General features: G+C 69.4%; 11 protein-coding genes. 1 reads left to right on the forward strand and 10 read right to left on the reverse strand.

Annotation, left to right across the window (positions count from 1 at the left end):
- Positions 1-127 precede the first annotated feature (127 nt).
- From ACFZDJ_RS00980 to uvrC, 10 genes are all read right to left on the reverse strand, one after another.
- Positions 128-463, reverse strand: a complete 336-nt coding sequence (locus ACFZDJ_RS00980) for an RNA polymerase-binding protein RbpA (protein WP_075026247.1) — start codon at positions 461-463, stop codon at positions 128-130.
- A 236-nt stretch (positions 464-699) separates the two neighbouring features.
- Positions 700-936: a preprotein translocase subunit SecG gene (gene secG, locus ACFZDJ_RS00985; RefSeq protein WP_006373292.1), complete on the reverse strand. Its 237-nt coding sequence runs from the start codon at positions 934-936 to the stop codon at positions 700-702.
- Between the two features lie 125 nt (positions 937-1,061).
- Entirely contained in the window at positions 1,062-1,838 is a 777-nt protein-coding gene (gene tpiA, locus ACFZDJ_RS00990; protein WP_168490465.1) for a triose-phosphate isomerase, read from the reverse strand.
- Between the two features lie 6 nt (positions 1,839-1,844).
- Positions 1,845-3,056: a phosphoglycerate kinase gene (locus ACFZDJ_RS00995; RefSeq protein WP_391055196.1), complete on the reverse strand. Its 1,212-nt coding sequence runs from the start codon at positions 3,054-3,056 to the stop codon at positions 1,845-1,847.
- A gap of 132 nt (positions 3,057-3,188) precedes the next feature.
- On the reverse strand, positions 3,189-4,199 hold the full coding sequence (gene gap, locus ACFZDJ_RS01000; RefSeq protein ID WP_384906011.1) for a type I glyceraldehyde-3-phosphate dehydrogenase: 1,011 nt from the start codon (positions 4,197-4,199) through the stop codon (positions 3,189-3,191).
- A 190-nt stretch (positions 4,200-4,389) separates the two neighbouring features.
- Positions 4,390-7,347 carry a M14 family zinc carboxypeptidase gene (locus ACFZDJ_RS01005; protein ID WP_391055199.1) on the reverse strand — a complete coding sequence of 986 codons (2,958 nt, stop codon included), beginning with the start codon at positions 7,345-7,347 and terminating at the stop codon, positions 4,390-4,392.
- A 163-nt stretch (positions 7,348-7,510) separates the two neighbouring features.
- Entirely contained in the window at positions 7,511-8,500 is a 990-nt protein-coding gene (whiA, locus tag ACFZDJ_RS01010) for a DNA-binding protein WhiA (protein ID WP_010987695.1), read from the reverse strand.
- Positions 8,491-9,558: a uridine diphosphate-N-acetylglucosamine-binding protein YvcK gene (yvcK, locus tag ACFZDJ_RS01015; protein ID WP_390928342.1), complete on the reverse strand. Its 1,068-nt coding sequence runs from the start codon at positions 9,556-9,558 to the stop codon at positions 8,491-8,493. Before yvcK ends, whiA begins: the two co-directional genes overlap by 10 nt.
- Positions 9,555-10,442: an RNase adapter RapZ gene (gene rapZ / locus ACFZDJ_RS01020; RefSeq protein WP_075026813.1), complete on the reverse strand. Its 888-nt coding sequence runs from the start codon at positions 10,440-10,442 to the stop codon at positions 9,555-9,557. The genes yvcK and rapZ overlap by 4 nt, the downstream gene beginning before the upstream one ends.
- Before the next feature lie 122 nt (positions 10,443-10,564).
- Complete coding sequence (gene uvrC / locus ACFZDJ_RS01025) at positions 10,565-12,733, reverse strand: excinuclease ABC subunit UvrC (RefSeq protein WP_391055201.1); 2,169 nt, start codon at positions 12,731-12,733, stop codon at positions 10,565-10,567.
- Between the two features lie 292 nt (positions 12,734-13,025).
- Here uvrC and ACFZDJ_RS01030 point away from each other — a divergent pair, with 292 nt between their 5' ends.
- Complete coding sequence (locus ACFZDJ_RS01030; RefSeq protein ID WP_101405790.1) at positions 13,026-13,973, forward strand: hypothetical protein; 948 nt, start codon at positions 13,026-13,028, stop codon at positions 13,971-13,973.
- Positions 13,974-14,006: the final 33 nt, after the last annotated feature.

Raw genomic sequence — 14,006 nt, forward strand, 5'->3', positions numbered from 1 at the left:
GGGCAGCGCCGCGGGCGCTTCGCAACCGGGTCGGCACGACGGTGCGCCCCGGCGGAGCGCCCGTCCGCGACCCGGCGTACGAAACACATCCGGCCAGGCACCTCGGTGCCCGGCCGGTTATCAACCGCTAGATTTCGCCCCGCAGTTTGGCGAGCGCCTCGGCGAGGATCGCCTCGCCGTCCGCGTCGCTGCGCCGCTCCCGTACGTACGCGAGGTGCGTCTTGTACGGCTCGGTGCGCGGCGGGTCCGGCGGGTTGTCCTGGTCCTGTCCGGCGGGAAAGCCACAGCGCGGGCAGTCCCAGGTCTCGGGAACCTGCGCGTCGCTGGCGAAGCTGGGCACCGTCTCGTGCCCATTGGAGCACCAGAAGGAGATGCGCAGCCGCGGCGCGGACTCGCCGCGCTCGGCCTCGCCCATCGGCCCCGCCCCGACCCGGCTTCCTCGGATCGCGTTGCCACTTGCCACGGTCGTAACTCCCTGCGTAATGGTGCCGCGAAGCGAGTCGGCGTGACGCTTCGCTGCGAGCGCCTCAGTCTACGTAAGGCCCAACGCGCGTCCAGTGATTGGAGTTACACCCCGGCCCCTAGACGCAAGCCCCATGATAGGCCGCGCCTGGGGGCGCGTACCGGACATGGGGCCTTACGTGCGGATTGTGCTTGGGTAATGTGCAGTTGTGCTGCTGTACCGATGCCGGTCGGTGATCAGTTGTTGACCTTCATCAGGATGCCGAGCACGACAATGGACGCGAACCAGAGCAGACCGATCACCACGGTGATGCGGTCGAGGTTGCGCTCGGCGACCGAGGAGCCACCGACGGACGACTGCATGCCGCCACCGAACATGTCGGAGAGACCGCCGCCCTTCCCCTTGTGCATCAGCACCAGCAGCATCAGCAGCAGGCTGAAGACGATCAGGGCGATCGAGAACCCCAAAACCACGGCTGGACCAACTTCCTCGGAACTGAATGGACGACGGGGGCCGAAGCCTACTGGGTGAGCACCTCAAGCCCACTCCGAAGGCCACGACCCCCGCAAGGGTACGACGAATCGCCGCTAGCGCATACTTACTGGTCGCGGAAGCGGACGATCTTGACGAACTCGTCGGCGTCCAGGGAGGCACCGCCGACCAGGGCGCCGTCGATGTCGGGCTTCGCCATGATCTCCGCGACATTGCCGGACTTCACGGAGCCGCCGTACTGGATGCGGACCTGGTCGGCCACTTCCTGGGAGTACAGCTCGGCCAGCCGGGCGCGGATCGCCGCGCAGACCTCCTGGGCGTCGTCGGAGCCGCAGACCTTGCCGGTGCCGATGGCCCAGACCGGCTCGTACGCGATCACGATCGACTCGGCCTGCTCGGCCGGGACGTCCTTGAGACCCCCGTCGACCTGGGAGAGCGTGTGCGCGACGTGGTTGCCCGCCTCGCGGACGTCCAGCTCCTCGCCGACGCACAGGATCGGGGTCAGACCGTGCTTGAAGGCGGCCTTGACCTTGGCGTTGACGATCTCGTCGGTCTCGTTGTGGTACTGCCGGCGCTCGGAGTGGCCGATCGCCACGTACGTGCACTTCAGCTTGGACAGCATCGGGCCCGAGATCTCGCCGGTGTAGGCACCGGAGTCCTGCGCCGAGAGGTCCTGCGCGCCGTACTTGATCTTGAGCTTGTCGCCGTCGACCAGGGTCTGCACGGAGCGCAGGTCGGTGAAGGGCGGCAGGACGGCGACCTCACAGGCCTCGTAGTCCTTGTCGGCCAGGGCGAAGGCGAGCTTCTGGACGTGCGCGATGGCCTCGAGGTGGTTGAGGTTCATCTTCCAGTTGCCCGCCATCAGCGGCATACGGGTCGTCATGCGGGGTCAGTCCTCCAGTGCGGCGAGGCCGGGGAGCGTCTTGCCCTCGAGGTATTCGAGGGAGGCGCCGCCACCGGTCGAGATGTGACCGAATGCCTTCTCGTCGAAGCCCAGGATGCGGACGGCCGCGGCGGAGTCGCCACCGCCGACGACCGTGAAGGCCGGGGATTCGACGAGGGCCTGGGCGACCGCCTTGGTGCCCTCGGCGTAGTCGGGGTGCTCGAAGACGCCCATCGGACCGTTCCAGAAGACGGTGGCCGCGTCGGCGAGCTTCGAGGCGTACAGCTTGCGGGCCTCCGGACCGATGTCCAGGCCCTCCTGGTCGGCCGGGATGGCGTCCGCGGCGACGGTGGTGGGGTTGGCGGGGGCCTTGGTCTTGAGGTCCGGGAACTCCGGAGCGACCAGGACGTCGACGGGGAGGACCAGCTCGACGCCGTTCTTCTCCGCGCGGTCCATGTACTCCTTGACGGCCGGAACCTGGTCCTCCTGGAGGAGGGAGATGCCGACCTCGTACCCCTTGGCCTTGAGGAAGGTGTACGCCATGCCACCGCCGATGAGCAGACGGTCGGCCTTGCCGAGCAGCTGGTCGATGACGGCGAGCTTGTCGGAGACCTTGGCGCCGCCGAGCGCGACGACGTAGGGGCGCTTGACGTCCTCGGTGAGCTTCTTGAGGACGTTGACCTCGGTGGCGATGAGGTAGCCCGCGTAGTGCGGAACGCGCGCCGGGAGGTCGTACACGGAGGCGTGCTTGCGGTGTACGGCACCGAAACCGTCGCCTACGTAGACATCGGCCAGGGCGGCGAGCTGGTCGGCGAACTCGCCGCGCTCGGTGTCGTCCTTGGACGTCTCGCCCGGGTTGAAGCGCAGGTTCTCGATCACGGCGACCTGGCCGGGCTGGAGGCCGTTCACGGCGTCGTGGGCGGCGGGGCCGACGGTGTCCTGGGCGAACGCCACGGGGGCGCCGAGCAGTTCACCGAGACGCTCGGCGGGCTGCAGCAGGGAGAACGCCGGGTCCGGGGCGCCCTTGGGGCGGCCCAGGTGCGAGGCGACGACCACCTTGGCGCCCGCTTCGGCGAGGGCCTTGATGGTGGGCAGGACGGCGCGGATACGGCCGTCGTCGGTGATGAGGCCGTCGGCCAGCGGCACGTTCAGGTCGGCGCGGACGAAGACCCGCTTGCCGTCCACGCCTTCGGCGAGAAGTTCGTCGATCGTCTTCATGAAGGGACTCCTAGGAGGGCTCTGATATTGGTCCGGGAGGGCTGATCGATCCGTGCACAGAGCAGGGCTCGGACAACGCGGCTGTGCGCTGCCCGAGCCCTGCTCTCACATCAGAGGTGCCTGCTCCGGGACTTAGAGCTGGCCGCCGACGAAGACCGTGAGGTCGACGAGGCGGTTGGAGTAGCCCCACTCGTTGTCGTACCAGCCGAGGATCTTCACCGAGTTGCCCTCCTGAACCATCGTCAGGGAGGAGTCGAAGGTGCAGGAGGACGGGTCGCCGACGATGTCCGAGGAGACGATCGGGTCCTCGGTGTACGACAGGTAGCCCTTGAGGTCGCCGTCGTCGGAGGCCTTCTTGAACGCGGCGTTGACCTCGTCCTTGGTGACCTCGCGCTGCAGCTGCACGACCAGGTCGGTGGCCGAACCGGTCGGGACCGGGACGCGCATGGCGATGCCGTCCAGCTTGCCCTTGAGCTGCGGGAGGACCAGGGCGGTGGCCTTGGCGGCACCGGTCGTGGTCGGGATGATGTTCTCGGCGGCGGCGCGGGCGCGGCGCAGGTCCGAGTGCGGGAAGTCCAGGATGCGCTGGTCGTTCGTGTACGCGTGGACCGTCGTCATCAGGCCCTTGACGATGCCGAAGTTCTCGTCGAGCACCTTGGCCATCGGCGCCACACAGTTGGTGGTGCAGGAGGCGTTGGAGATGATGTTGTGCTGCGCCGGGTCGTACTTGTCCTGGTTGACACCCATCACGATGGTGATGTCCTCGTCCTTGGCCGGAGCCGAGATCAGGACCTTCTTGGCGCCGCCGGCGATGTGCTTCTCGGCGTCGGCCTTCTTGGTGAAGATGCCGGTCGACTCGATGACGATGTCGACGCCCAGCTCGCCCCACGGGATGTCGGCGGGGTTGCGCTCGGAGAGCACCTTGATGGTGTGGCCGTCGACGGTGATCGTGTCGGCGGTGTGCGACACCTCGGCCTTGAGGCGGCCCAGGATGGTGTCGTACTTCAGCAGGTGAGCGGTGGTCGCGGTGTCACCCAGGTCGTTGACAGCCACGATCTCGATGTCAGCACCCTGCTCCAGCAGCGCGCGGAAGTAGTTACGACCGATGCGGCCAAAGCCGTTGATGCCTACGCGGATCGTCACGAACCGATCTCCTCGTTAGGTACGCCGACTCAGTGCCGGCGAGTTGTATGGGATGTCCCCGACCGCCTACGACCCTACCTCCCTGAGGCGTCTGCGGTGACATCGAGATGCCCCATACACGGCAGGGTGTTCCGTACCCACCAGTAGGGGTACGGAACACCCTCGGTGTTGACGAGATAGTCACACAGGGTTAGCTGTTCAGCGCCCCGAGCGCCTTCTTGATGAGGGCCGCGCGGTCGGCCGCCGCGGTGACGTGCTCCAGGCCGAAGCCCAGCAGCACGGTGTCGTCCGTGGTGATGCCGCCGTACGTCTTGAACAGCTCTCCGTAGCGCGCCCAGTCCTTGAGGACGGAGGGGCTGCCCGCAGGCGGTCCGGAGGCGCTCCAGGGCCCGAGGGAGGTCTCGAAGCCCTCGGTCTCGGTGGCCGCCCCGCCGACGACGAGGGAGGCGTTGTCCGCGAGGACGCCGTGACCGCCGGTGTTCGGGTCGGTGATGTAGCTCAGCGACACCTCGACCGACTTGCCGGCGTACGCGCTGAGGTCGAAGTTGACCTGCTGCCAGCCGCTGGAGGCGCCGGTGAAGCTGTTCCACGCCCCGCTGGTACCGGTGTTGGCGCAGCCGGTGGAACTCACGGTCAGGTACCGCTTGAGGAAGGGGTGCTCCCTGACCAGGAATCCGGCCTCGCAGTCCGCGGGGACCGCGGTGCTGGTGGCGCCGCCCGCCTCGGGGAGCGTCGTCCAGTCGTCGGCCCCGGTGGTGTGGGCCTCGAGCACCGCGTGGTCGTAGCCGGGCTCGGTGTCCCACAGGAGCTGGGTGCGCAGCGTCGGCTTGTCGGCGGCGCTGACACCGGTGAGGTCGATGGTCCGGGTGAGGCGCTTGTAGGCGTCGTCGGTGTGCACGGCGGCGGCCATGTACGAGCCCGCGTAGGGCCCGTACGGGTTGACGGTCCCGGCGAACTGGCCCGCTCCCGCGCTCGACGCGAACTGCGGGTACTGCGCGGGCGCCAGCGAGTCCGAGGTGACGCCGTAGGTACCCGCCGTGTTCAGCGGATTGCCGGGCGCGTCGCCGAGCGCTCCCGTGAAGCCGGTGAGCTTTCCGGAGCCGGCGAATCCGTTGGCCCCCGGAGTGGACGTACGGGAGTAGGCACCCAGGTAGTACTGGCTGAAGTCGTTCGAAAGGGTGCCGCCGCCGAGGTCGACGTTGCCGCCAGCCTGCTCGCCCGCCTCGATCAGCTTGCCGCCCTCGTTGAGGAAGGCGCGCAGTTGGAGCTGGGTGGCGTTGCCCGGCCGTGCGGCGCCGGTGTAGTGGACGACCGTCCTGAAGTGGTCGAGCACGCCGAGCGCGTCGGGGGCGCCCAGGGCCGCCACGTCCCAGACGAGGGGCTTCTTGCCGTTGGCCTTCAAGGCGTCGACGTAGGCCTGGGACTGCGTGGCGGTCGCGCCCTCCTCGGCGACGACCAGCGTGTCGGCACCGGGCCGCTGGGCCACGGTGTACGTGAAGTGCGTACTGGAGGTCTTCTTGCCGCTCCTGGTCTCACCGGTGAACCACACCTCGACCTTGTCGCCGGGGTCGCCGTCCTTCACCTTGGCGCGGTACTCGTCGAAGTAGAGGTTGTCCTTGCCGCCGTAGGTCTCGCCGCCCTTCCAGGCCTTGAGGGCCCTGCCCAGCGTACGGCCGCCGTTGACGCGGTACTTGAGCTCCTTGTCGCGTACGGACTTGCGGACGACGACGGAGACCTCCTGGTCGGCGCCGCGGGAGTACGACGTCGTGAAGGGGGCCGGGGTGAAGTCGGGCGCGTCGAGGCCCACCGAGGACGAGGGCTGGTCCGGGTGGGCCGCGGTCTCGGCGACGGAGAGCGCGAACGGGACGTTCTTCTCGAACTCCTGCTCGATCAGCTTCTCGTCGTCCGGGAAGGTGAAGACCGAGGCGCAGTCGGCCGCGTTCCAGGCGTCGTTCGGGTCGATGTCCGAGGCGGTCTGGCAGGTCGACATCTCGGGGGTGAACATCGCCATGCCGTTGACGTTGCCCGCGTGGCCGTCCGCCTCGCCGTTGGTCGTGTAGAGCTCCGAGGAGACCTGGGGGTGGTAGCCCGGGATCGCGGAGTTCTCGGGGGTTCCTGCGAGCGCCTTGTAGAGCACGTCGTCCGGGGTGGGCGTCGCCACCTGCCAGCCCACTCCGTAGAGGAGCAGTTCGGCGGCGGAGTGGTAGTTGATGCCGTACGTGAAGCCGATCCGCTTCTCGAAGGCGTCGAGCGCCTTGGTCTCGGGCTCGGAGCCGGGGCTCGCGCCGCGGTAGGTCTCACTGGTGGGGTTGGGTGACGAACCCTCGTCGTCGTAGCCCCACTTGTAGGCGAAGTTGCGGTTGAGGTCGACACCGTCACCGGTGGAGATGACCCCGTCGCCGTTCACGTCCCGCAGGTTCTTGCGCCACTGGCGCGCGTCGGCGTCCTTGAACGTGTAGTCGTAGCCGTCGGGGTTGGCCGACAGGACGAACCACAGCTCGGTGGAGTCGACGATCTTCTTGATGCGTTTGTTCGTGGAGTAGTTGTCCAAGTAGTAGTGCATCAGACGCCGTGTCATCTCGGGCGTGATCCACTCGCGCGCGTGCTGGTTGGACATGTACAGCACGGACGGCTTGGAGCCGTCCTTGGTCTTCTTCGCGCCCTTGGTCAGTTTGAGCGCGAGGATGTCCTGGCCGTTGACCGTCTTGCCGATGGAGACGACCTTGGTGAGGTCGGGGTGGGCGGCGCCGGTCTTGACGATCTCCTCCTGGAGATTGCCCTTGCCGCTGTACGGGCGGAACACGCCCTGGGCCGCTTTCTCCACCCGCGCCTCGGCCTTGGCCGTCAGGGTGTGCTCGGTGAGGTGGACGCCCTGCTTCTCCAGCTTCTTGGCCTGCTGGTCGGTGACGTAGACCTCGACCGCGCTCTTGCCGTTCTTCCACGTCGTGTCGCCGAGTTCGTGGCCGTCCTGCCCGGCCGCGAGCAGCAGGGGTATCTGCTGCTTCGTGATCTCCGCGTGGAACACCTTCACGGCGTTCGCGTCGGGCTTGGGTGAACCGCCGTTCTGCGCCTGGGCGATGGGCGCCATGCCCGCACCGCCCAGCAGGAGCGCGCCCGTAGCGAGGATCGCTCTCGCTCTTCGTCTCATGAGCCCCCCTTGCGTGAGTCCGCCACAGCAGCGAACAGATGCCAGGCTCATGACACTTCATGGTCAAGTCAAGGGTGCCTCACAGGAACGCAAACGCCGGCGCCGATGTCCCAAGTGGGCATCGGCACCGGCGTGTTGGGCTTCTGACGATCGATCGGACCGGTCAGCCGGCGAGGTTGTCCGCCATCTCCTCGGTGAGGTTCGACTCCGTCCCGGGGATGCCGAGATCCTGGGCCCGCTTGTCGGCCATCGCGAGCAGCCGCCGGATACGGCCGGCGACGGCGTCCTTGGTCAGCGGCGGGTCGGCGAGCGCGCCCAGCTCCTCCAGCGAGGCCTGCTTGTGCTCCATGCGCAGCCGTCCGGCGGCCGCGAGGTGCTCGGGCACCTCGTCCGCGAGGATCTCCAGGGCGCGCTGCACGCGGGCCCCGGCGGCGACGGCGGCACGGGCCGAGCGGCGCAGGTTGGCGTCGTCGAAGTTGGCGAGCCGGTTGGCCGTGGCGCGGACCTCGCGGCGCATCCGCCGCTCCTCCCAGGCCAGCACCGACTCGTGCGCTCCGAGGCGGGTGAGCAGCGCGCCGATCGCGTCTCCGTCACGGACGACCACGCGGTCCACGCCGCGCACCTCGCGGGCCTTCGCGGCGATCGAGAGCCGACGGGCGGCGCCGACGAGCGCGAGCGCAGCCTCCGGACCCGGGCAGGTCACCTCCAGGGAGGAGGAGCGGCCCGGCTCGGTGAGCGAGCCGTGCGCCAGGAAGGCCCCGCGCCAGGCCGCCTCGGCGTCGCAGGTGGCCCCCGAGACCACCTGCGGCGGGAGGCCCCGGATCGGGCGGCCACGACCGTCCACGAGCCCCGTCTGACGGGCCAGCTGGTCGCCGCCCGCGACGACCCGTACGACATACCGGGAGCCGCGGCGCAGACCGCCGGGCGCCATCACGATCAGTTCGGAGCTGTGGCCGAAGATCTCCAGAATGTCCCGCTTCAGCCGGCGCGCCGCCATCGCGGTGTCCAGCTCCGCCTCGATCACAATCCGGCCGCTCACCAGGTGGAGGCCGCCGGCGAACCGCAGAATGGCGGAGACCTCCGCCTTTCTGCAGCAGGTCCGGGTGACGGGGAGCCGGGAAATTTCATCCTTCACCGCTGCCGTCATCGCCATGGGCCGATCCTTCCATGCATCCGAAAAATACGGTCGTACGCGGCGGCCAACAGCTCCGGGTCGTGCCGCGGAGATCCGTCGGTCCGGGCCACCGGCGCCAGCTCGACCGCGGCGCCGAACCGCTTGGCGGCGTCGGTGAGTGAGTCGCGATCGGGCACGGCGGCCTCGTCGGCCAGCACCACGTCCAGGGCGAGTTTAGGGGCGTGTCGTCCCAAAACCTCCAAATGACGCTGCGGGGAGAAGCCCTCGGTTTCTCCGGGCTGCGGGGCGAGGTTCAGGGAGAGTACCCGGCGCGCCTTCGTCTCGGTGAGCGCATCGAGGAGCTCGGGCACGAGAAGGTGCGGAATCACCGAGGAGAACCAGGAGCCGGGGCCGAGGACCACCCAGTCCGCGTCGAGGACCGCCGCCACGGCCTCGGGGACGGCCGGCGGGTCGGCGGGGACGACGTGCACGGACTGCACCTCGCCGGGGGTCAGGGCCACGGTCGCCTGTCCCCGTACCGTGTCCACGTCCTCGGGCCGCTCCGGGTCGTGCCCCTTGACCAGGGCCTGGAGCTCCAGGGGTACGGCGGACATGGGCAGCACCCGGCCGTGCGCGCCGAGGAGCCTGCCGACCAGGTCCAGGGCCTGGACATGGTCGCCGAGTTGTTCCCACAGGGCGACGATCAGCAGATTGCCGACCGCGTGCTCGTGCAGATCGCCCTGGGACTGGAAGCGGTGCTGGATGACGCGGGCCCAGGTCTGACCCCAGTCGTCGTCGCCGCACAGCGCGGCCAAGGCCTTGCGCAGGTCGCCGGGCGGCAGCACGCCCAGCTCGTCGCGCAGGCGCCCGCTGGAACCGCCGTCGTCGGCCACGGTGACGACGGCGGTGAGGTCGCCGGTGATCCGGCGCAGCGCGGCGAGCGAGGCGGACAGCCCCATGCCGCCGCCGAGGGCGACGACCTTGGGCTGGGCGCCGCGGCGGCGCGGCTTCCCGCCGCGCGCCTCGGGCCTGTCGCCGCGTCCCTCGGAGGCGACCCGGCGCAGCCTGCTCAGCCGCAGTGCGGCACGTCCAGTCACTCGCGCCCCATGTCCCGGTGGACGACCACGGTCTCCACGCCCTGCGAGGCGAGGCGAGCGGCGAGCTTCTCGGAGGTGGCGACCGAGCGGTGCTTGCCGCCGGTGCAGCCGACCGCGATGGTCACATAGCGCTTGCCCTCGCGGCGGTAGCCGGCGGCGATGAGCTGGAGCAGCTCGGTGTAGCGGTCGAGGAACTCCTTGGCGCCGGGCTGGTTGAAGACGTACGCCGACACCTCCTCGTTCAGGCCGGTGAAGGGGCGCAGCTCCGGGACCCAGTGCGGGTTGGGCAGGAAGCGCATGTCCACGACCAGGTCGGCGTCGACCGGAAGGCCGTACTTGAAGCCGAAGGACATGACGGTGGCCCGCAGCTCGGGCTCCTCCTCGCCGGCGAACTGGGCGTCCATCTTGGCGCGCAGCTCGTGCACGTTCAGGCTGGAGGTGTCGATGACCAGGTCGGCGTCGCCGCGCAGCTCACGCAGCAGCTCGCGCTCGGCGTCGATGCCGTCGACGATGCGGCCGTCGCCCTGGAGGGGGTGGGGACGGCGCACGGACTCGAAGCGGCGCACCAGGGCCTCGTCGGAGGACTCCAGGAAGACGATCCGCCGGGTGACGTTCTTCGCCTCCAGGTCGGCGAGGGACTCGCGGAGGTTGTCGAAGAAGCGGCGGCCTCGTACGTCGACGACGACCGCGATCCTCGCCACGTTGCCCTGCGAGCGGGCGCCGAGCTCCACCATCGTGGGGATCAGCGCGGGCGGCAGGTTGTCGACGACGAACCAGCCGAGGTCCTCCAGACACTTGGCGGCCGTCGACCGGCCCGCCCCGGACATCCCGGAGATGATCACCAGCTCGGGGATGGCGGCTTCGGGCACCGCGGGCGTCTCCATCGTCGTACCCCCCTGGGTCTCGTCGGCGGCCTGTGGTGCGGCCGTCTGTCCGGTCTGCGGTCCGGCCGGTTGCTCGGCCGGTTGTTCGGTCTGTGCTGGGTTCTCTTGTCGTTCGTTGTCGCTCATGTCTCCTGCCCCCGTCGCTCGTGTGAGGCGCCCGCGGACACGGGCTCCTCCGGGGAGCCCGTGGTGGTGGTGACGGACGCCCCGGCTTCCTCGTCTTCCATGATCTCTCCAGTCGCCGTGTTCACGGCGGGTGCGGCCGGAGCCGCCTGGGCGAGGGCCACGGCGACCGCCTCGGCGGTCTTGCGGCCTATGCCGGGGACCTCGCAGATCTGGTCGATGGTGGCGGATCGCAGCTTTTTCACCGAGCCGAAGTGCTTGATCAGCGCCTGCTTGCGGGTCTCGCCGAGGCCCGGCACCTCGTCCAGCGGGCTCGCCTTGAAACGCTTGGCCCGCTTGGTGCGCTGGTAGGTGATGGCGAAGCGGTGGGCCTCGTCACGGACCCGCTGGAGCAGGTACAGGCCCTCGCTGGTGCGGGGCAGGACCACCGGGTCGTCCTCGTGCGGCAGCCAGACCTCCTCCAGACGCTTGGCGAGGCCGCAGACGGCGATGTCGTCGATGCCCAGTTCGTCGAGGGCCCTCTTGGCCGCCGCGACCTGCGGCTGGCCGCCGTCGACGACGACGAGCTGCGGAGGGTAGGCGAAGCGCTTGGGGCGGCCGTCCTCCTCGGTGAAGGCGTTCCCCGCGAAGGCGTTCCCCGTGGTGTCACTCTCCAGAGTGGCGTTCCCCAGAGTGGCGGTGGCCGGAGTGACGTTCCCCAGAGTGGCGCCTTCGGCCGAGGACCCGTCAGTGGAGGCGTTCTCGCCGTCCGTCCACTCGCCCGTCCGCTCCTTCTCGGCGAGATAGCGCCTGAAGCGGCGGGTGATCACCTCGTGCATGGAGCGGACGTCGTCCTGGCCCTCGAAGCCCTTGATCTGGAAGCGCCGGTACTCACTCTTGCGCTGCAGTCCGTCCTCGAAGACGACCATGGAGGCGACCACGTCGTCACCCTGGAGGTGCGAGATGTCGAAGCACTCGATCCGGAGCGGGGCACTGTCCAGGTCGAGGGCTCCGGCGATCTCCTCCAGCGCACGAGAGCGGGTGGTCAGGTCGGAGGCGCGCTTGGTCTTGTGCAGGCCGAGCGCCTGGAGCGCGTTGCGCTGCACGGTTTCCATGAGCGCCTTCTTGTCGCCGCGCTGCGGGATGCGCAGCGACACGTTCGACCCGCGGCGCTCGGTCAGCCACTCCTGGACGGGCTCCACGGGGTCGGGCAGTGCCGGGACGAGCACCTCCTTGGGGACGGAGTCGCCCCTCTCCTCCCCGTAGAGCTGCTGCAGCGCGTGTTCGACCAGGTCACCGGTGGTGACGGCCTCCACCTTGTCGGTGACCCAGCCGCGCTGGCCGCGCACCCGGCCGCCGCGCACGTGGAAGATCTGCACGGCGGCTTCCAGCTCGTCCTCGGCGACGGCCATGAGGTCGGCGTCGGTCGCGTCGGCGAGCACGACCGCGTTCTTCTCCATGGCCTTCTTCAGGGCCTCGATGTCGTCGCGCAGACGGGCCGCCCGCTCGTACTCCATCTCCTCGGCCGCGTCCGTCATCTGCTTCTCGAGGCGACGGATGTACGTCCCCGTACGGCCGGCCATGAAGTCGCAGAACTCCTCGGCCAGGTCACGGTGTTCCTCGGCGGAGACCCGCCCGACACAGGGGGCGGAGCACTTGCCGATGTATCCCAGGAGGCAGGGGCGGCCGGTGCGGGCGGCGTTCTTGAAGACGCCCGCCGAGCAGGTGCGGACCGGGAAGACGCGCAGCAGCAGGTCGACGGTGTCGCGGATCGCCCACGCGTGCCCGTACGGACCGAAATAGCGCACGCCCTTGCGCTTGTGGCCGCGCATCACCTGCACCCGCGGGAACTCCTCGTTCATCGTCACCGCGAGGTAGGGGTAGCTCTTGTCGTCGCGGTACTTGACGTTGAACCGGGGGTCGAACTCCTTGATCCAGGAGTACTCCAGCTGCAGCGCCTCGACCTCCGTGGACACCACCGTCCACTCCACGGACGCGGCCGTGGTGACCATGGTGCGGGTGCGGGGGTGAAGGCCCGCCAGGTCCTGGAAGTAGCTGGCCAGGCGCTGGCGCAGGCTTTTCGCCTTTCCGACGTAGATCACCCGGCGGTGCTCGTCGCGGAATTTGTACACCCCGGGAGAGTCCGGGATCTGTCCCGGCTTGGGGCGGTAGCTGGAGGGGTCGGCCATGTCACACACCCTACTGGCGAGGGCTGACACCGCGACGACCTCCCGGCCCGCCCGTGGACTCAGCCGCCGGGACCGCGATCGCAGATCGGCCAGAGGGCGGTACGGCAGGTTGAGTAGGTTGCGTATCAGGTGTTGTCGGGGCTTGGTCAACACGCTTCAATGCGTGGGAACTCGGGGTCGTGGACGGCGACAGGCGCGTGTGAACAAGCCCCGCGCGCCGGCCGGGCGCCCCCGACGACCTGCATCCAACGGTCTGACCAGCCGTTGTGAACATTCACAGAAAGGCCCCTGCATGCGGTACGGCACACAGCACGCGGACGTCGCCATCGCGGAACTGGAGACGGCCCTGGCGGGCGGCCCCTTCCATGTCGCGCTGCGCGCCGCGATCGCCGCACGCGGCCTGCCCCTGCAGCGCGTGCAGCACCATCTGTCGCGGTACGGGGTCAAAGTCGGGGTCACGAGCCTGAGTTACTGGCAGCAGGGCGCCCGGCGCCCGCAGCGCCCCGAGTCGCTGCGCGCCGTACGCGCTCTGGAGGAGATCCTCCAGCTCCCGGACGAGTCGCTGATCCGGCTGCTGGCCAAGGCCGACGAGCGCTGCGCCCCCCAGCGCCCCACCGGCCGCTCGTACCGCTCCCTGGTGGAGGCCTCCGGCGTCCTGGAGCGGCTCCTGGCCGAGCTGGAGTCACCGCTCGACGGCGGGCTGCACACCCTCGGCCACCACGAGCTCGTCCGGATAGGCACGCACCGCGAGCTGCTCGCGCGTGAGTCCCACCACATCGTGCGGGCCTACAAGGACGGTGTGGACCGCTATGTGGCCGTCCACCACGGCGACCCGGGCTGCGCCCCGGAGCGCACGGCGGTCCGAGCCCTGGAAAACTGCCGTACGGGACGGGTGCGCTGGCACCACGACACCGGAGTGCTGGTCGCCGAGCTGCTCTTCGACACGCGGCTGCGCGCAGGAGATACGTTCCTGTTCCGCTACGGCTTCGAGGACGGCACGGCCGGTGCGTCCAGCGAGTACGTACGCGGGTTCGGCTTCGCGGGTGGGCAGTACGCCCTCCAGGTGCGGTTCGCCGAGGAGGTACTGCCCGTGCGCTGCCACCGGTTCACCCAGCACTCGGCGGCGGCGCCACGCAGCGGCCGCCAGGAGCTCCCCCTCAGCGGGCGCCATCGCTCGGTGCATCTCGTCGAGCCGCGGGTGCGGTCGGGCATCGTGGGCATCGGCTGGGACTGGGAGTGATCCCGGCCGGCCGGGAACGCGGCGTCACCGCGC

The sequence above is a fragment of the Streptomyces sp. NPDC007896 genome (assembly GCF_042959425.1).
In the GTDB taxonomy this organism is placed as follows: Bacteria; Actinomycetota; Actinomycetes; order Streptomycetales; family Streptomycetaceae; genus Streptomyces.